The organism is Sphingomonas sp. ATCC 31555, from assembly GCF_000282895.1.
Classification (GTDB): Bacteria; Pseudomonadota; Alphaproteobacteria; order Sphingomonadales; family Sphingomonadaceae; genus Sphingomonas.
Genome location: NZ_ALBQ01000036.1, coordinates 1 through 17,491 on the forward strand (window position 1 = coordinate 1; position 17,491 = coordinate 17,491).

Consider the following 17,491-nt stretch of genomic DNA (forward strand, 5'->3'; position numbering starts at 1 on the left):
CACAGACGGCGGACTGCGTCCGCCGCCCCTCCACCAGCCTGCGGCTGGTCCCCCTCCCCGTGCCGGGGAGGAGTGTATGGTCCCGCCGTCAGGCGGTGGTAGGGTGAGGGTGACTCTGCATCTTACCTCACTCACCCTCACCCTTCCGCGGCCTTGCGGCCGCTCCCTCCCTCTCCCGCAGGCGGGAGAGGGAAGGCATGCATCACCGGTTTAACTTCTCGCCCTTCTCCGCCTTCTCGCGGAGCAGCGGGGCGACCTCGAAGCCGTATTTCTCGAGGCCCTCGACGATCTTTTTAAGACCCTCGCTGTCGGCCCAGAGCATCGGCCCGCCGCGGTACGGGGGCCAGCCATAGCCATAGACCCACACCACATCGATGTCGCTCGCCCGCTGGGCCATGCCCTCGGCGAGGATCAGCGCGCCTTCGTTGACCATGGTGTAGAGCGTGCGGACGACGATCTCTTCCTCGGTGATCTCGTGGCTCGGCACGTTCAGCTTGCCGCGCCATTCCTCGATCAGCTCGGCGACGCGCGGGCTGTTCGAGGGCTGGCGCTTCTCGTCATAATCGTAGAAGCCCGCTCCCTTCTTCTGGCCCCAGCGGCCTTCGGCGGCGAGCGCATCGCGGATATTCTCGATGCGATTGGGATCGCGGTGCCAGCCGATGTCGACGCCCGCCAGATCGGCCATCTGGAACGGCCCCATCGGCATGCCGAAGGCGACATGGACCTTGTCGATCTGCTCGGGCGTGGCGCCTTCGAGCAGCATCTTGGTGGCTTCCACCTGGCGCGGCATCAGCATGCGGTTGCCGATAAAGCCGTAGCAGACGCCCGCGATCACCGCGACCTTCTTGATCTTCTTGGCTAGCGCCATCGCGGTCGCCAGCACGTCGTCGGCGGTCTTGGCGCCGCGGACGATCTCGAGCAGCTTCATCACATTGGCCGGCGAGAAGAAGTGCAGTCCCACCACGTCCTGCGGGCGGCTGGTGGCGGCGGCGATCTCGTCGATGTTGAGATAGCTGGTGTTGCTAGCGAGGATCGCGCCCGGCTTGGCGATCTTGTCGAGCCGGCCGAACACGTCCTTCTTCACGTCCATGCTCTCATAGACGGCCTCGATGATCAGGTCGCATTCGGCGAGATCGTCGAAGTTGAGCGTGGGCTTCAAGAGCCCCATCGCCTTCTCGACCTGCTCGGCGGTCATCCGGCCCTTGGCGGCGGTCGCCTCATAATTCTTGCGCATGACGCCGGTGCCGCGGTCGAGCGCGTCCTGCGCCATCTCGACGATGGTCACCGGCACGCCCGCCGACAGGAAGTTCATGCTGATCCCGCCGCCCATTGTGCCGGCGCCGATCACGCCGACGCGGCGAATGTCGCGCAGCTGGATGTCGTCGGCGATGCCGTCGATCTTGGCGGCCTTGCGCTCGGCGAAGAAGATGTGGCGCAGCGCGGCGGACTGCTGGCCCATGATCAGCTTCATGAAGCCCATCCGCTCGGCCTGGACGCCCTCGGCATAGGGCTTGCCGGCGGTCTGCTCGATGATGTCGATGATCGTGTTCGGCGCGTCGAGCCCGCGGAAGCGTTTAGCGTTGGTCGCGCGGAACTTGGCGAAGGTCTCCGCATCGACGGTGACCGGGCGCTCGCTGGAGCGCGAGACCGGCTGGCCGATCACCTCGTTCGCGAAGGCGACGGCATCGGCGAGCAGGCTTTCCTCACCGGCAAGGCGGTCGACGAGGCCCGCCTCCTTGGCCTGGGTGGCCGAGATCGGATCGCCCTTGGTCGCCATCTCCAATGCGACTTCGACGCCGGCGACGCGCGGCATGCGCTGGGTGCCGCCCGCGCCGGGGAGAATGCCCAGCTTCACCTCAGGCAGGCCGAACTTCGCCGAGGGCACAGCGATGCGATAGTGCGACGCCAACGCCACCTCGCAGCCGCCGCCGAGCGCGGTGCCGTGGACGGCCGCGATCACCGGCTTGTCGAGCGCCTCGATCTGGTCGACCAGCACCGGCAGCGACGGCTCTGCCATCGCCTTGCCGAACTCGGTGATGTCGGCGCCCGCGAAGAAGGTCTTGCCGGCGCAGGTGATGACGACCGCCTGAATGCTGTCGTCAGCCTTGGCTTCCTCGATGCCGGCCTGCAGCCCCTGCCTCACCGCCGCGCCGAGCGCGTTCACCGGCGGATTGTCGGAGGAGAGGATCAGGACATTGCCCTGACGGCTGGTGGTAATCACGGACATGTGGTCGAACTCCCTAGTTCGCAATTCCGGCCGCGGCCGGGATGGGGTGGGCAGCGCTCATCGGGTGAGCGCCGAGTAAATCAGCGTCTTCAGCTCGCGCCGGATCGGGTAGAGCATCGACGGGGAAAACTGCGTCATGAATACCATCGACAGCCGCTCGACGGGATCGACGAAGAAGGCGGTGGAGAACATGCCGCCCCAGTAGAACTCGCCGACAGAGCCCGGGATCATGGTCTTGGCGACGTCCAGGTTGATCGCGAAGCCCAGGCCGAAGCCGACTCCGGCATTGGTCGTCTCGCTGAACAGCCCGCGCGACAGGCTGGCGAGGTCGCGGCTGCCCGGCAGGTGATTGAGTGTCATCAGCTGCACCGTCTTGGGCGAGACCAGCCGCACGCCGTCCAGTTCGCCGCCGTTCAGCATCAGCGTGTTGAACCGGTGATAGTCGAGCGCGGTCGACACCAGCCCGCCGCCGCCCGAGAGCAGTCGGGGAAAGCGCGACCAGGCCGAGGCTTCGCCGCGATCGTAGAGCACCCGGCCTTCGCCTTCCTTCATTGTCCAGCAATCGGCGAGGCGATGGACCTTGTCCTCGGGCACCTGGAAGAAGGTATCGTGCATCCCCAGCGGCGCGAAGATCCGCTCGGCGAAGAAGCGGTCGAGGGTCATGCCCGAAAGCCGTTCGACCACCGCGCCCAGCACGTCGGTGGCAACCGAATAGGTCCAGGCCTCACCCGGCGAAAATTCCAACGGCAGCGTGCCCAGCGTCGAGATGAACTGGTCGAGCGTCAGGTTGCCGTGCCAGCTCTCGATCCGCCCGGCGCGATACGCAGCGTCCACCGGCGTGCGCTCCTGGAACCCGTAGGTCAGCCCAGCGGTATGCCGCAGCAGGTCGACCATCCGCATCGGCTGGGCGGTCGGGGTAGTGACGAAGGGTTCGCCATTTCCGCCGCCGGCATAGACGCCGACGCCCTTCAGCTCAGGCAGCACGTGGTGGACCGGGGTGTCGAGCGCGACCAGGCCTTCCTCCAGCAGCAGCATGAAGGCGAGGCTGGTGATCGGTTTGGTCATCGAGGCGATGCGAAACAGCGTCGTTTCGTCGACCGGTGCGCCGCCCTGGCGCGCCGCGCCCTGATGCGAGAAATGCGCGATCCGCCCGTCGCGCGCGAGCAGCAACTGCGCGTGCGGCAGCTTGCCCGAATCGAGATAGCGCGCCTTCACAAAGGCATCGATCCGCGCCAGCCGTGCGGGGTCGAAGCCTAGGGTGATCGGATCGTCGACGTGCATTGCGATGGGCATACCTCTCGTTCGAATCCGGTTCAATGCACCTTCTGTAGGATGCCTGCTTTCTATTGCCTTGAGCGCGCTGCAAATCAACACTAACGTGCAGCTTGGTTGGTGTTCGCGCCAAACCCAAAGTTCAGAATTCGATGGAGAGAGCTGCCTTGACCCTCGAACCGATCGCGCCGCTGCCCGCCGGCTGGCCCAAATTCCCGCTTGATGCTGTGAACGCGATGCTCACGGCGCCCGGCGCCAAATTCGAAATGGCGGAAGTCGAGATTCGCGGCGTTCCCACCCGTGTGTGGAAGAATGCGCCGCCCAGTGCTGCGATCCTCGCTCGGCTGTCGCGGCTGTGGGGCGATCGCCCGTTCACCATCTATCAGGACGAACGGATCAGCTACGAAGCCAATTATCGTGCGATCTGCCACCTTGCCGGATGGATGCAGGCCCGCGGCGTGCAGAAAGGCGACCGTGTCGCGCTGGCGATGCGCAACCTGCCCGAATGGCCGACGATCTTCTTCGCGGCGGTAAGCATCGGTGCGATCCTGGTACCGCTCAACGCCTGGTGGACGGGCGGCGAGCTCGAATACGGCCTGAAGGATTCGGGCGCCAAGCTGCTCTTTGTCGATGGCGAACGGCATGAACGGCTGAAACCCTGCTATCCGCTGCTGCCCGATCTGGAGCAGGTGGTGGTCAGCCGCGCCTGCGGGCCGATCGAAGGGGACGGTATCGCACTTGATTCGATCCTGGGGCCCTGCAAGGCATGGGCCGAGCTGGCCGACATCGCCTTCCCCGAAGTGCCGATCGCGCCCGACGACGACGTGACGCTGTTCTATACCAGCGGCACCACCGGCAATCCCAAGGGCGCGCTCGGCACGCATCGCAACCTGATGACGAACATCCTTTCGTCAGGCTATTCCGCCGCCCGGGCGATGCTGCGACGGGGCGAAGTGCCGCCGGAGGTGCCCGCCTACAAGGTCGGACTGCTGGTGATCCCGCTGTTCCACGTCACTGCGTGCAGTGCCGGGCTGATGGCGCTGATCGCAGCGGGCGGCACCGTGGTGTTCATGCGGCGCTGGGATCCGATCGAGGCAATGGAGATCATCCAGCGCGAAAAAGTGAACCAGACTGGCGGCGTGCCCACCATCGCCTGGCAGCTGCTCGAGCATCCCGAGCGGCACAGTTACGATCTGTCGAGCCTGGAAACCATCTCCTATGGCGGCGCCCCTTCGGCACCCGAGCTGGTGAAGCGCATCTACGAGGAGTTCGGCGCGCTGCCGGGCAACGGATGGGGGATGACCGAGACCATGGCGACGGTCACCCATCACACCGGCGAGGAATATCTGGCGCGGCCGACCAGCGCCGGACCGCCGATGCCGGTCGCCGAACTCAAGATCATGGATGTGGAAGGCACGCGCGAACTGCCCGTCGGCGAGGTGGGCGAGCTTTGGGCCAAGGGACCGATGGTCGTGAAGGGCTATTGGAACAAGCCCGAGGCGACGGCGGAGACCTTCCGCGACGGGTGGGTACGCACCGGCGATCTCGCCCGGCTCGACGAGGAAGGATTCCTCTATGTCGTCGATCGTGCCAAGGACATCATCATCCGCGGTGGCGAGAACATCTATTCGTCGGAGGTGGAGGACGTGCTCTATGCCCATCCAGCGGTGACGGACGCAGCGCTGATCGGCATCCCGCATCGCTCGCTGGGCGAGGAGCCGGCCGCCGTGGTCCATCTCGCGCCGGGCATGACCGCGACCGAGGCCGAACTCCAGCAATGGGTCGCCGCCAGGATCGCCGCGTTCAAGGTGCCGGTAGCGATCCGCTTCTCGAAGGAGACGCTGCCCCGCAACGCCAATGGCAAGATCCTGAAGAAGGAACTCCGTGCGCTGTTCGTGGACGAGGCCGCCGCCTGATCGGGCGAGCGGCTTCACCTGCGGCCGGGGCACGACGCCAAACCTCTTGCCCGAAGCGACGGACGAATGGTAGCGCTACCGAGAAGCAGCAGAAGCTGCACCGGACCATGACGAGAGGATAGGCTGTTGCGTCTTTCACTTAAACTTCCGACGGCTGCGGCCGCCATCGCGCTCCTTGCCGGCTGTTCCACCGGCGGTCCGGCGCAGAATGATGCCGCGTCGAATGCCTCGGTGCCGGCGAACGCGACGGAAGAGGCTCGCAGCCCGGACGGCAAGCGCTACCTCGCCCAGCCGCTGGTGAAGGACCTCTATTTCGCCGATCCTTCCGCGCACGTGTTCGACGGCAAGATCTATGTCTATCCCAGCCATGACGTCGACATGGGCATCCCCGACGACGATCTCGGCAGCCAATATGCGATGCACGACTATCAGGTGCTGAGCATGGACCGCCCCGGCGGCCCGGTGACGGTGCATCCCGTCGCGCTCGACCTGAAGCAGGTGCCCTGGGCGTCCGAAAAGGCCTGGGCGCCCGACGCGGCGTTCAAGAACGGGACCTATTATCTCTATTTCCCCGCCAAAGATAAGCAGGGCGTGTTCCGGATCGGCGTCGCCACGTCGACCTCGCCGGTCGGCCCGTTCAAGGCCGAGCCGCAGCCGATCCAGGGCACCTACTCGATGGACCCGGCGGTCTTCACCGACGACGATGGCCAGAGCTATCTCTACCTCGGCGGCATCTGGGGTGGCCAGCTGCAGCGCTGGGCGACCGGCAAGTACGATCCCAATGCCGGCGACACCGACCTCAAGAAGGACGACCAGCCCGCACTCTCCGGCAAGGTCGCACGCCTCGCGCCCGACATGAAGAGCCTCGCCGAGCCGCTCCGCGACGCGGTGATCGTCGACGAGAAGGGCAAGCCGATCCTGGGCGGCGACCATGACCGGCGCTTCTTCGAGGCGGCTTGGACGTTCAAGCGGGGCGGAAAATATTATTATATGTACTCGACCGGGGACACGCACTTCCTCGCCTATGCGATCGGCGACAGTCCCTATGGCCCGTTCAAATATACCGGTCGCATCCTGGAGCCGGTCCAGGGCTGGACGAGCCACGGCTCGGTCTTCGAATTCCAGGGCAAATGGTATCTGGCGTACCACGACACGCAGCTCACGAATAAGAACCACCTCCGCTCGGCCAAGATCACCGAACTGACCTTCCGTCCGGACGGCACGATCGAGACGCTGAAGCCGTTCAAGGACTGAGGCGGTTTCGCAACGCCCTGCCGGTTCGCGGCCCCGCAAGGGGCCGCGTTTCGCGTGGCCGTAGAGCCGCCGCGCCGGGGGTGGCGACCCTGTGAAGTTTAGGAAGTTTAGGCGTACGCGTATTCTGGCGCGTTTCGGGACGGGCCGCCGAAGCGATGCGAAGTTTAGGAAGTTTAGGCGCGCGGGCGTTTTGTGATCGTCTTGCAACGGATCGCCGACGAGATCGCAAAGTTTAGGAAGTTTAGGCGTGCGGACATTTCCGCGTGTCCCGCGAACGGCCGCCGGGGACGCTAAGTTTAGGAAGTTTAGGATCGTGCAAGTTTGGCGTGGCTTGCCTGCCGAGTTGCAGGTCGAGGCCACGAAGCGTATCGCTTCGCGCGCAGGAGGACATTACCGAACGCGATCAAAGAGCGGGCGCCTAGGACGACGCTCCGGTACATATGAGGAACAGCGCCGCGAATGCAAGTCGATGGCGGCGGGGTTCCACGCTGCCCGCCGCATCATCGATGCGCCGGCGCTCTATCAGCGGATGTGAGGTGCGACGTCCATGGCCGGCGCGGCCTGATGGGGAGGGGACCGACGTCCCGTCCTCAAGCGCCTTGCCAGCGGAGCCAAACGATCAGGGCGCGCAGCGCAGGGCTGACACGGCGATCGGGATAATATAGCTGGCAGCCCGGATAGGGCGTGCAATATGGCGCGAGCACCTGCACCAGCCGGCCGTCCGAAATCTCATCGGCCACGTCATGTTCCATCATATAGCCGAGACCCGCGCCTGCGCGTGTTGCCGCCGCGGCCAGCACCTCGTCGTTGACGATCAACTGTCCTGGCACCCGCGCCTTGATCTCGCGGCCATCGACGCTGAATTCCCAAGGCAGCAGCCCGCCTCCGCCCAGCAGGCGATAATTCACACAGACATGATCCGCGAGATCGTCCGGCGTTTGCGGGAGATCGCGGCGCGCGAAATAGTCCGGCGTTCCCACCACCACGGTGCGCAGGGGTGGCCCGACGGGTATTGCGATCATGTCGCGCTGAACGGTTTCGCCGAGCCGGATGCCGGCATCGAAGCCGCCAGCGACCAGATCGATCAGGCGATCTTCGACGATGACCTCGACGGACACGTCGGGATGGTCGAGCAGGAAGCCCGGCAGGCGCGGCGCCAGGATGGTGCGCGCGGCATAGCCGAAGGTGGTGAGCCGTATGGTGCCGGACGGCGCATCGCGCCAGTCGGCGAGTGCGGCCAGCCCGTTCGCGACCTGCGACAGGGCGGGATCGATCGATCGCAGGAGCAGTTCGCCAGCGGCAGTCGCCGCAACGGATCGCGTCGTTCTGGCCAGCAGGCGCACGCCGAGCCGCGTCTCCAGCGCCTTCATCGCATGACTGAGCGCAGATGGCGAAAGGCCGAGCTCTGCCGCCGCGCGCGTGAAGCTGCGCGCCCGCGCTACGGTCGCGAATGCCGCCAGATCATCGAGGTCGCCGCGCCGCATTGCTGCACGATGCTCACAAGTCCTTGTGGTCCGCAATGGCTAATCGACCGCCGGCTTCGGCCCTATTTGCCATATCGAACAAGGAGATGCGGACCATGAACCTTACCCAGTATCGCACGCTCGGCCGATCCGGCCTGATCGTCAGCCCGCTGGCGCTCGGCACGATGACCTTCGGCGCCGGCCGCTGGGGCGCCGACGCGGCGACCTCACGCCGCATCTTCGACGCCTATGTGGAAGCAGGGGGCAATTTCCTGGACACGGCCGATGTTTATTCGGGCGGCGAGAGCGAAACGATGCTGGGGCGCTTCCTGCGCGACAGCGGCCGGCGCGACCGGATGGTGGTCGCGACCAAATCGGGCTTCGCGCGGGCGGAGGGCAATCCGCTCGCCGCGGGCAATTCGGCGCGCAACATTCGCGACGGGCTGGAAGGATCGCTTCGGCGGCTGGGGACCGATCGGATCGACCTGTACTGGACGCACGTGTGGGATCGCACGACCCCGCCGGAGGAAGTCCTGCGCGCGCTTACCGACGCTGTCCGGCGGGGAGATATCCTCTATTACGGCTTCTCCAACGCACCGGCATGGTACACGGCGCAGATCGCGACGCTGGCGCGCGCCCATGGTCTGCCCGAGCCGGTCGGCCTGCAATATAGCTATTCGCTTATCGACCGGGGCGTGGAGCTGGGCGTTCTGCCGGCCGGGCAGGCGCTCGGCATGGGGCTGGTGGCATGGAGTCCGCTCGGCTTCGGCATGCTGAGCGGCAAATATGGTCGCGAAAAGCTTGCGGACTTCGGTCCTGCCGGCAGCGTGCCGAACAAGGGCGGCGAAACGTCCACGGCCGGCAGCGACGGGCGCCTGAACGGCGACAATCCCTATGGTGGCATGCTGTTCACCGAAGCGAACTTCCACATCGTCGATGAACTGCGCGCCGTCGCCGGCGAGCTCGCCAGGCCGCTGGCGCAAGTCGCATTGGCCTGGGTCACGTCGAGGCCGGGCGTGTCGTCCGTGCTGATGGGGGCAAGCCGGCCCGAGCAGGTGACGGAAAACGCGGCCTCGCTCGACATTGCGTTCACGTCTGAGCAGCTCGCACGACTGGATGCGGCGGGGCTGCCACCGGCCCCCAATCCCTACTTCCTCTTTCAGATGCCGCGAGAGCAGATCTTTGGCGGCAGCCATGTACGGGCATGGACCGACTCACGCGCGTGAGGCGCCACCAGCCCGCTTGAACGTCCGCCTGCGTGCCGGCGGCCGCCAGAGCGCGGCCCGCGCTGGGGCGCGCCAATGATACCGCTCGGCATAACTGCGGCGAAGCTGCCACACCCGTTGCCGCAATGTTGCCGTGGCAGGGCCTTTGATTGCCCCGACAGGCGCTCGCTTCTAGAGTGTTCCGGAAGGGATATGGCGTGGACCAGCGGACGGGCATGATCGGCGGCGAGGGCGAACGGGCAGGGACGCCGGACGACCTGTTCGCGATGGAAGAATCCGCGGAGGGCGAAGGCGGGCAGGTTGATCTCCGCCGCGACCGGCTGGTGGCGGCGTTGGTGCTGATCGCCGGTATGGGGCTGGTGCTGGCGCTGCCCTTCGCGTTGCAGGCGGGCGCGCGCTTCTTTCTGCCGCTCACCGCCTCGCTTGTGATTGCGATCGCGCTGGTGCCGTTGCTCGAATGGATGGAACGCCATCGGATGCCGGCACCGATCGCTGCGTTCTTGTGCGTGCTGCTGTTCCTGGCGGCGGCGAACATCGCGCTCGCTTCGATCGTCGTCCCGGCGTGGCAATGGGTGCGGCGCCTGCCGGAGAGCATTCCGCAGATCCAGCATAATCTGGAGCCGCTGATTCGCTTCTATTCGAATCTCGAGCGCTTCGTGAACAAGACGCTCAACAACTTCGCCTCGGCGCCGGTGCGTCAGCCGGTGGCGGTGCCCACCCAACCGCCGACCTCGCTGATGGATCTGTTCACCACCTCGGCGCCGTCGGCGCTGATCGAGATGTTCTTCGCGATCCTCGTCATCTACTTCTTTCTCTCCGGGTGGACGCGGTTGCGGCGGCGCGCGATCACCAGCCGCGCCAGCTTCGGCGGCGCGATGGCGACGGCGCGGGTGATCCAGGATGTCGTGGACGATACCTCTGCCTATCTCGGCACGATCACGCTGATCAATTTCACCCTGGGCCTGATCGTCGCGGGCGCCCTGTGGCTGATGGGCATGCCGACACCGCTGATGTGGGGCGGCATCGTCGCCTTGCTCAACTATATTCCCTATATCGGCCCGGTGATCGCGGCGGTGCTGCTCGCGGTGGGCGGGCTGATGACCTATCCCGAGATCGGCTGGGCATTGGTGCCGCCGGCCATCATGGTCGGTGCGCATCTGATCGAAGCGAATGTGGTGACTCCCCTGATCGTCGGGCACCGGCTGACGATCAACCCGATCATGATCCTCATCTCGCTCAGCTTCTGGGGGTGGGTGTGGGGCACCACCGGCGCGTTGCTCGCGGTGCCTTTGCTCATCATCATCCAGACGGTGCTGAACGCCGCCGGCAAGCCCGATATCGCCGGTTTCCTGTTCGAACACGGCACGCTGGTGCGCGATCCTGCGCAAGTTCGGCGCCGTCGTCGTGCGGACCCCGATCAATCCGGTTGACAGCCCTTTTTGGCGCGGCTAGGTGCCGCCTCCTCGCTTGGCTCAAGCGGGTGTAGCTCAGTTGGTTAGAGCGCCGGCCTGTCACGCCGGAGGTCGCGGGTTCGAGCCCCGTCACTCGCGCCACTCGCCATGCGGGATCCCAGATGGAATCCGGCGGCGTTTGGCCGTCCAAGATTTCCTCGCTTGGAAGCAAGCGGGTGTAGCTCAGTTGGTTAGAGCGCCGGCCTGTCACGCCGGAGGTCGCGGGTTCGAGCCCCGTCACTCGCGCCATGCGGCGCAAATTCTCTCCCGAAGCAAATGCAGGGCCTTTCCAGCCCTTTGGCGTTGTCGCTAAGCAGGCGGGATGCTCCGTTCGTCCAGCCGCTCCGCTGCGCTGCTTGCGCTCCTTCTTTCCGCCACCGCCACCGCGCCTGCCGCCGCGCAGATGGCAGTCGATTCGGCGCGAATCGAACAGTCCGTCCGCACGCTGGCCTCGGACGCGTTCGAAGGGCGGGCACCCGGTACGCGGGGCGAGGACCGCACGCTGGGCTATCTCGTCGCACGATTCGAGGCGCTGGGGCTCGAACCGGGCGGGCCGGACGGGCAGTGGCTGCAGAAGGTGCCGCTGCTGCACACCCGTCTGGGCATGCCGCGGGCGCTGCAGTTCGATGCACCGGGCGGCGCGATGCCGCTCGAACAAGCGCGCGATCTCTACGTCTCGACGATTCGGCCCGCCGATGTCGCCAAGATCGCCGGCGCGCCGGTGGTGTTCGTCGGCTATGGCGTCTCCGCGCCGGAACGGCAGTGGGACGACTTCAAAGGCGCCGACCTGAAGGGCAAGGTCGCGGTGTTCCTCGTCAACGATCCCGACTTCTCGGCCGAAAAGGGAGACGCCGTGGCCGGCAAATTCGGCGGGCGGACGATGACCTATTATGGCCGCTGGACCTACAAATTCGAGGAAGCCGCCCGGCGCGGCGCGATCGGCGCGCTGATCGTCCACGACACCGCAGGCGCGGGCTATGGCTGGAATGTCGTAATCAGCAGCGGCGGCGAGAATTACGACATCGTCCGCAAGCCCGAGGAGGTGACCAGCGTCGCGCTGCAGGGCTGGCTGGAGGGCGGGGCGGCAACGCGGCTGTTCGCCGCCGCCGGGCTGGATCTGGCCAAGCTGCGGATCGAGGCGCGCAAGGCGAGCTTCCGCCCGGTGCCTCTGGAGGGCGTGCGCTTCACCGCCGACGTGCCGGTGACGGCGGAGCAGGTGGACAGCTACAATGTCCTGGCGAAGATCCCCGGCAGCGAACGGCCCGATGAAGCGGTGATGTTCGGTGCGCACTGGGATGCGTACGGCGTCGGCAAGCCCGATGCCAAGGGTCGCATCTATCGCGCCGGCGCCAATGACGATGCGCTGGGCATCGCCGGGCTGCTGGAGATTGCCCGCGCCATGAAGGCGGGGCCGGCGCCGAAGCGCAGCGTCGTCTTCGCCGCCTGGACGGCGGAGGAGCGGGGGCTGCTCGGCTCGCTCTATTATGCCCAGCATCCGGTGGTGCCGATGGCGAAGACCGTCGCCAACCTGACGCTCGATATCCTCCAGACCGCAGGGCCGGCCAAGGATGTGGTGCTGGTCGGCAAGGGACAGAACACGCTGGAGGACGACATGGCGCGCGTCGCCGCGACGCAAGGCCGCCGCGTGACGCCCGAAGGGCTGCCCGAGCGCGGCCTGTTCTATCGGGCCGACCATTTCTCTTTCGCCAAGCAGGGCGTGCCGACGCTGCTGCTGATGGGCATCGCCGGCGCCTCTGACCTCAAGCAGGGCGGCACGGCGGCGGGGCAGGCGTGGATCGATGCCTATACCGGTCAATGCTATCATCAGGCCTGCGATGCCTGGGGGCCGGACTGGAATCTCGCCGGGGCGGTGCAGGACATCGATCTGCTCGGCACGATCGGAGCGGAACTGGCGAACGGGTCCGCCTGGCCGACGTGGAAGGCGGGATCGGAGTTCAAGGCGGCGCGCGAGCGGAGCCTTCAGGGGAAGTGAGGCCTCAACCCCGCCAGCGCCCCGTTTCCATCCAGCGAAGCAGCGGCTTGAGCGGCAGGATCCAGACGATGCCGAGCACGACATAGACAATTGCCTGCGCCAGCACCGGCAGCGCGCCGATCTGGCCGGAGAAGCTGGCGACGAGCACCACCCACACCAGGATCAGCGCGATGATGGCGAGCGCCCCCGCCGGTTTGCGCCAGCTTGGCTTCATGGTTCGCGGTGCCAGCGCATGCCCTGCTCGGTCACGATCGCATGCAGCGGAACATCCCACGGATCGGCGGGGATCGCCGGCACTTCCTGGACCGACCAGGCCACGCCCACCCGCCACGCCGCCTCGAAGCGGGCAAAGGCGCGGTCATAATGCCCTGCGCCCTGGCCGAGCCGGTTGAACCGCGGATCGAATCCGACGAGCGGCGTCAGCATGACGTCGGGGGCGACTTCCGCGCTCGATGCGTCGGGTTGGCGCAGACCGAACGGCCCCGCCACCAGCGGCGCGCCCATTTCCCAGGCGAGGAAGCGGATCGGGGCCACCCGGTCGATCACATGCGGCAACGCGAGCCGGCAGCCGCGCTCGGCCGCCGCGGCCGCGAGCTGGGTAGGGTCTGCCTCGCTGCCCACAGGGCAATAGGTGGCGACGATCAGACCGGGCGTCAGCCGTTCGACGAATGGCGCGGGCGCGAGAATCGCCGTGACGGATTCGGCCGCGAAGCGATCCCGATCGGCACGGAGCCGGGCACGAAGAGCTCGCTTGTCGAGGATCATGGGTGTGGCGGGACCACCCTTGGCCGTTGGCCCGAATATCCACCGACGCACAGAACGTCAGGTGGGAACCATGTGTTGCAGACCAGGATCTGCACAGGGACAGCTCCCATGGATGAAGATTATAGCCTCAGGGATAATTGCTAAGGCTCGCACCTGGCAGTACCCGCCAACCCCTATTTAGGCGTTCGGCCCGGCTTCCTCAAGGGCTAATGCCACGGCTTCCAATCGATCGGCGATCCGCTCCAGCAGCAGGGGCGATGCGTCTTGCACCGGGCGGGTCTCCGCCTCGTCCAGCGCGTCCGCCAGGATCAGCACCAGGTAAAGCAGCGTCCGTTCGCTGCCCAGCCCACCGGCGGCGCGATGTGCCGTCTCGGCATGACGGGCGATCCGCGCCTCGATGTGGCGCAGATGCGGCTCGTCTTCCTCGCGCGCGGAAACGGAATAGGTACGACCGGCGATCTGGAGCGTGATTTCCGCCATCAGTCGGCACCCAGTGCGGCGTCGGCGTCAGCATCGGCGCCCGCTTCGGGCTCGGCTTCGTTTTCGCGGGCGATCAGTTCGTCGAGGTCGGCGATCGCCGTTTCGATCCGCCCACGCAATCGCGCATGCCGGCGCTCCAGCTGGGCCGCGGCATAGGCGCGCTTGGCGGCGGCGGCTTCGATACGCGCCAGCGCTCGCTCGATCCGGTCTGCTACAAGGTCGGACATCATCAAATCGGATAGCATGGATCGCCGCGTCCACAACCCTGCCATTCGCAGCCTATCGCAGGGGTGCGGCGGGCGAACGGTTGACGTGGGGCGTCGGCGCTTCCAAAGGCGTCCGCGACGAGACGGGGAGTATCACGTGACAGCATCCTTCGCCGATTGCGCCAATGCCATCCGCGCACTTTCCATGGACGCGGTTGAGGCCGCAAATTCGGGGCACCCCGGCATGCCGATGGGCATGGCCGACGTCGCGACGGTCCTGTTCCAGCGCTATTTGAAGTTCGATCCCGCCGATCCCTATTGGCCCGATCGCGATCGCTTCGTGCTGTCGGCCGGCCATGGCTCGATGCTGCTCTATTCGCTGCTGCACCTCACCGGCTATGCCCGCCCGACGCTGGAGGATATCAAGAACTTCCGCCAGGTCGGCAGCCCCTGCGCCGGCCATCCGGAGAATTTCGAACTGGCGGGCGTCGAATGCACCACCGGCCCGCTGGGCCAGGGCCTGGCGATGGCCGTGGGCATGGCGATCGCCGAGCGGCACCTGAACGCCACCTTCGGCGACGATCTCGTCGACCACCGCACCTGGGTGATCGCCGGCGACGGCTGCCTGATGGAAGGCATCAACCACGAAGCGATCGGCATCGCCGGGCACCTCAAGCTCAACCGCCTGATCGTGCTGTGGGACGACAACAAGATCACGATCGACGGTGCGGTCTCGCTGTCGTCGGTCGAGGATATCCCCGCGCGCTACCGCGCCACCGGCTGGAACGTGCTCGAATGCGACGGCCATGACGAGGCGGACATCACCCGCGCGCTCGACGCCGCCATCGCCAGCGACAAGCCGGTGCTGGTCCAGTGCCGCACCGTGATCGGCAAGGGCGCGCCGAACAAGGAAGGCACGTCGAAGGTCCATGGTTCGCCGCTGGGCAAGGACGAAGTCGCTGCCGCCCGCGCCGCGCTCGGCTGGAACCACCCGGCGTTTGAAATCCCCGGCGAGATCCGCGACGCCTGGATTGCCGCCGGTACCCGTGGCGCCGCGCCGCACGCCGCCTGGAAGGAGCGTTTGGCCGCGCATCCGGATCGGCTTGGCTGGGAACGCCGTGGCGATGTGCAGCCGAACCTGCTCCAGCCGCACATCCAGCAACTGATCGCCAACCCGCAGAAGGTCGCGACCCGCAAGGCGTCCGAACTGGCGCTGGAAGCGGTCAATGCGATCCTCGACGAGACGATCGGCGGCTCGGCCGACCTCACCGGCTCGAACAACACGCTGACCAAGGGACTCCAGCGGCTCGACGCCGACAATTATGGCGGCCGCTACCTCAACTACGGCATCCGCGAATTCGGCATGGCTGCCGCGATGAACGGCATGGCGTTGCATGGCGGCGTGATCCCCTATGGCGGCACCTTCCTGGTCTTCGCCGATTATGCCCGCGCGGCGATCCGCCTCTCGGCGCTTCAGCACGCTCGCGTCGTCTATGTGATGACGCATGACTCGATCGGCCTCGGCGAGGATGGCCCGACCCACCAGCCGATCGAGCATCTGATGAGCCTGCGCATGATCCCGAACCTCGACGTGTGGCGCCCGTGCGACGTCGTGGAGACGGCGGAAGCCTGGGAAGCCGCGCTCGCCAAAACCGATGGCCCCGCGCTGATCGCGCTCAGCCGCCAGAACCTGCCGCAGCTTCGCAGCGAAGCGGCCGAGAACCGCTCGGCGCGCGGCGCCTATGCGCTGCTGGAGGCGGAAGCGCCCCGCAAGGTGGTGCTGCTCGCCACCGGTTCGGAAGTGGAAGTAGCGGTTGCGGTGCGCGAGGCGCTGGAAGCCGAGGGCATCGGCGCAGATGTCGTTTCGGTCCCCTGCTTCGAACGCTTCGAGGCGCAGGACGCGGCCTATAAGCGCGACATCCTGCCGGCGGACGCGCTCAAGGTCTCGATCGAGGCCGGCGCCACCTTCGGATGGGAGCGCTATACCGGTACCGACGGCCTGCGCTTCGGCGTGGATAGCTTCGGTGCTTCGGGCCCCTATCTACGGCTCTACGAACATTTCGGTCTCACTGCGGGCGCTATCGTGCCGCAGATCCTCGCTAAGCTGAACGGAGAACAGGCATGACGAAGGTTGCGATCAACGGTTTCGGACGGATCGGCCGTCTGGTGGCACGCGCGATCCTCGAGCGCCCGGAAAGCGGCCTTGAGCTCGTGACGATCAACGATCTGGCGGATGCCAAGTCGAACGCCTGGCTGTTCTCGCGGGACAGCATCCACGGCAAGTATCCGGGCACCGTCGAAGCCGACGGCAACGACATCGTCGTCGATGGCAAGCGCATCAAGGTGACCGCCGAGCGTGATCCGGCGAACCTGCCCCACGCAGAAAACGGCGTCGACATCGTTCTCGAATGCACCGGCTTCTTCACCGATCGCGCATCGGCCCAGAAGCACATCGACGCAGGCGCCAAGAAGGTGCTGATCTCGGCACCCGGCAAGAATGTCGACCTCACCGTCGTCTATGGCGTGAACCACGACAAGCTGACCGCCGAACACACGATCGTCTCGAACGCGTCGTGCACCACCAACTGCCTGGCGCCGGTCGCCAAGGTCCTCAACGACGCGATCGGCATCGAGCGCGGCCTGATGACCACGGTCCATGCCTATACCAACGATCAGAAGATCCTCGACCAGATCCACCCGGATATGCGCCGTGCGCGCGCTGCCGCGATGTCGATCATCCCGACCACGACGGGCGCCGCCCGCGCGGTGGGCGAAGTGCTGCCGGAGCTCAAGGGCAAGCTCGATGGTTCGGCCGTTCGCGTGCCGGTGCCGGACGGCAGCCTGGTCGACCTGACCTTCCAGCCGAAGCGCGACACGACCGTCGAGGAAGTGAACGCAGTGCTGAAGGCAGCCTCGGAGAGCGGCCCGCTCAAGGGCGTGCTGGTCTACACCGCCGATCCGATCGTCTCGGCCGACATCGTGCACACGCCCGCTTCGTCGACCGTCGACAGCCTGGAAACCGCAGTGATCGACGGCAAGCTGGTCCGCGTGGTCAGCTGGTACGACAATGAATGGGGCTTCTCGAACCGCATGATCGACACCGCAACCGCGATGGCGAAGCTCTGATCTAAATGCCCCCGTCTAGGCGGGGGCACTTCGGAAATTCCCCTCCCGCTTGCGGGAGGGGCTAGGGGAGGGGAGGACGGTTGCACGGCCGATCGGCCCGCGTTGCAACCCC

General features: G+C 66.3%; 14 protein-coding genes and 2 tRNA genes. 9 read left to right on the top strand and 7 right to left on the bottom strand.

Annotation, left to right across the window (positions count from 1 at the left end):
• Positions 1-202 precede the first annotated feature (202 nt).
• Entirely contained in the window at positions 203-2,227 is a 2,025-nt protein-coding gene (locus tag B215_RS0114545; protein WP_019370379.1) for a 3-hydroxyacyl-CoA dehydrogenase NAD-binding domain-containing protein, read from the bottom strand.
• Between the two features lie 57 nt (positions 2,228-2,284).
• Positions 2,285-3,508 carry a serine hydrolase domain-containing protein gene (locus tag B215_RS0114550; protein ID WP_026009280.1) on the bottom strand — a complete coding sequence of 408 codons (1,224 nt, stop codon included), beginning with the start codon at positions 3,506-3,508 and terminating at the stop codon, positions 2,285-2,287.
• Positions 3,509-3,651: 143 nt separating this feature from the next.
• On the opposite strand from B215_RS0114550, the gene B215_RS0114555 reads away from it, so the two are divergent.
• Together B215_RS0114555 and B215_RS0114560 are read left to right on the top strand one after the other, a co-directional pair.
• On the top strand, positions 3,652-5,415 hold the full coding sequence (locus B215_RS0114555) for a class I adenylate-forming enzyme family protein (RefSeq protein ID WP_037513854.1): 1,764 nt from the start codon (positions 3,652-3,654) through the stop codon (positions 5,413-5,415).
• 126 nt (positions 5,416-5,541) lie between these two features.
• Positions 5,542-6,669: a glycoside hydrolase family 43 protein gene (locus tag B215_RS0114560; protein ID WP_019370382.1), complete on the top strand. Its 1,128-nt coding sequence runs from the start codon at positions 5,542-5,544 to the stop codon at positions 6,667-6,669.
• Between the two features lie 590 nt (positions 6,670-7,259).
• On the opposite strand, the gene B215_RS0114565 is transcribed toward B215_RS0114560, so the two are convergent.
• Complete coding sequence (locus B215_RS0114565) at positions 7,260-8,153, bottom strand: LysR family transcriptional regulator (RefSeq protein ID WP_019370383.1); 894 nt, start codon at positions 8,151-8,153, stop codon at positions 7,260-7,262.
• A 95-nt stretch (positions 8,154-8,248) separates the two neighbouring features.
• On the opposite strand from B215_RS0114565, the gene B215_RS0114570 reads away from it, so the two are divergent.
• From B215_RS0114570 to B215_RS0114590, 5 genes are all read left to right on the top strand, one after another.
• On the top strand, positions 8,249-9,358 hold the full coding sequence (locus tag B215_RS0114570; protein ID WP_026009281.1) for an aldo/keto reductase: 1,110 nt from the start codon (positions 8,249-8,251) through the stop codon (positions 9,356-9,358).
• Positions 9,359-9,624: 266 nt separating this feature from the next.
• Positions 9,625-10,788 (top strand): AI-2E family transporter, encoded by a 1,164-nt coding sequence (locus B215_RS0114575; RefSeq protein ID WP_236704489.1) that lies wholly within the window; start codon positions 9,625-9,627, stop codon positions 10,786-10,788.
• Positions 10,789-10,834: 46 nt separating this feature from the next.
• Positions 10,835-10,911, top strand: a tRNA-Asp gene (locus tag B215_RS0114580).
• A 70-nt stretch (positions 10,912-10,981) separates the two neighbouring features.
• A tRNA-Asp gene (locus B215_RS0114585) sits at positions 10,982-11,058 on the top strand.
• 73 nt (positions 11,059-11,131) lie between these two features.
• Positions 11,132-12,802 (top strand): M28 family metallopeptidase, encoded by a 1,671-nt coding sequence (locus tag B215_RS0114590; RefSeq protein WP_019370386.1) that lies wholly within the window; start codon positions 11,132-11,134, stop codon positions 12,800-12,802.
• A gap of 4 nt (positions 12,803-12,806) precedes the next feature.
• Here B215_RS0114590 and B215_RS0114595 read toward each other — a convergent pair whose 3' ends face one another.
• The 4 genes from B215_RS0114595 to B215_RS0114610 all read right to left on the bottom strand — a co-directional run bounded on the left by B215_RS0114595 (position 12,807) and on the right by B215_RS0114610 (position 14,274).
• Positions 12,807-13,016 (bottom strand): DUF2842 domain-containing protein, encoded by a 210-nt coding sequence (locus B215_RS0114595; RefSeq protein ID WP_019370387.1) that lies wholly within the window; start codon positions 13,014-13,016, stop codon positions 12,807-12,809.
• Positions 13,013-13,567: a 5-formyltetrahydrofolate cyclo-ligase gene (locus tag B215_RS0114600; RefSeq protein ID WP_019370388.1), complete on the bottom strand. Its 555-nt coding sequence runs from the start codon at positions 13,565-13,567 to the stop codon at positions 13,013-13,015. Before B215_RS0114600 ends, B215_RS0114595 begins: the two co-directional genes overlap by 4 nt.
• Before the next feature lie 177 nt (positions 13,568-13,744).
• Positions 13,745-14,047, bottom strand: coding sequence for a cell division protein ZapA (zapA, locus tag B215_RS0114605; RefSeq protein WP_019370389.1), 303 nt, complete (start codon positions 14,045-14,047; stop codon positions 13,745-13,747).
• Positions 14,047-14,274 carry a hypothetical protein gene (locus B215_RS0114610; RefSeq protein WP_236704527.1) on the bottom strand — a complete coding sequence of 76 codons (228 nt, stop codon included), beginning with the start codon at positions 14,272-14,274 and terminating at the stop codon, positions 14,047-14,049. The genes zapA and B215_RS0114610 overlap by 1 nt, the downstream gene beginning before the upstream one ends.
• Before the next feature lie 136 nt (positions 14,275-14,410).
• On the opposite strand from B215_RS0114610, the gene tkt reads away from it, so the two are divergent.
• Both tkt and gap read left to right on the top strand, forming a co-directional pair.
• Entirely contained in the window at positions 14,411-16,378 is a 1,968-nt protein-coding gene (gene tkt, locus B215_RS0114615) for a transketolase (protein ID WP_019370391.1), read from the top strand.
• Positions 16,375-17,379 carry a type I glyceraldehyde-3-phosphate dehydrogenase gene (gap, locus tag B215_RS0114620; RefSeq protein WP_019370392.1) on the top strand — a complete coding sequence of 335 codons (1,005 nt, stop codon included), beginning with the start codon at positions 16,375-16,377 and terminating at the stop codon, positions 17,377-17,379. The genes tkt and gap overlap by 4 nt, the downstream gene beginning before the upstream one ends.
• Positions 17,380-17,491: the final 112 nt, after the last annotated feature.

Bases quoted from the DNA above. Each gene is read 5' to 3' on its own strand.
- B215_RS0114545 (WP_019370379.1), bottom strand. From the start codon at position 2,227: ATGTCCGTGATTACCACCAGCCGTCAGGGCAATGTCCTGATCCTCTCC.
- B215_RS0114550 (WP_026009280.1), bottom strand. From the start codon at position 3,508: ATGCACGTCGACGATCCGATCACCCTAGGCTTCGACCCCGCACGGCTG.
- B215_RS0114555 (WP_037513854.1), top strand. From the start codon at position 3,652: ATGGAGAGAGCTGCCTTGACCCTCGAACCGATCGCGCCGCTGCCCGCC.
- B215_RS0114565 (WP_019370383.1), bottom strand. From the start codon at position 8,153: ATGCGGCGCGGCGACCTCGATGATCTGGCGGCATTCGCGACCGTAGCG.
- B215_RS0114570 (WP_026009281.1), top strand. From the start codon at position 8,249: ATGAACCTTACCCAGTATCGCACGCTCGGCCGATCCGGCCTGATCGTC.
- B215_RS0114575 (WP_236704489.1), top strand. From the start codon at position 9,625: ATGGAAGAATCCGCGGAGGGCGAAGGCGGGCAGGTTGATCTCCGCCGC.
- B215_RS0114590 (WP_019370386.1), top strand. From the start codon at position 11,132: ATGCTCCGTTCGTCCAGCCGCTCCGCTGCGCTGCTTGCGCTCCTTCTT.
- B215_RS0114595 (WP_019370387.1), bottom strand. From the start codon at position 13,016: ATGAAGCCAAGCTGGCGCAAACCGGCGGGGGCGCTCGCCATCATCGCG.
- B215_RS0114600 (WP_019370388.1), bottom strand. From the start codon at position 13,567: ATGATCCTCGACAAGCGAGCTCTTCGTGCCCGGCTCCGTGCCGATCGG.
- zapA (WP_019370389.1), bottom strand. From the start codon at position 14,047: ATGGCGGAAATCACGCTCCAGATCGCCGGTCGTACCTATTCCGTTTCC.
- B215_RS0114610 (WP_236704527.1), bottom strand. From the start codon at position 14,274: ATGTCCGACCTTGTAGCAGACCGGATCGAGCGAGCGCTGGCGCGTATC.
- gap (WP_019370392.1), top strand. From the start codon at position 16,375: ATGACGAAGGTTGCGATCAACGGTTTCGGACGGATCGGCCGTCTGGTG.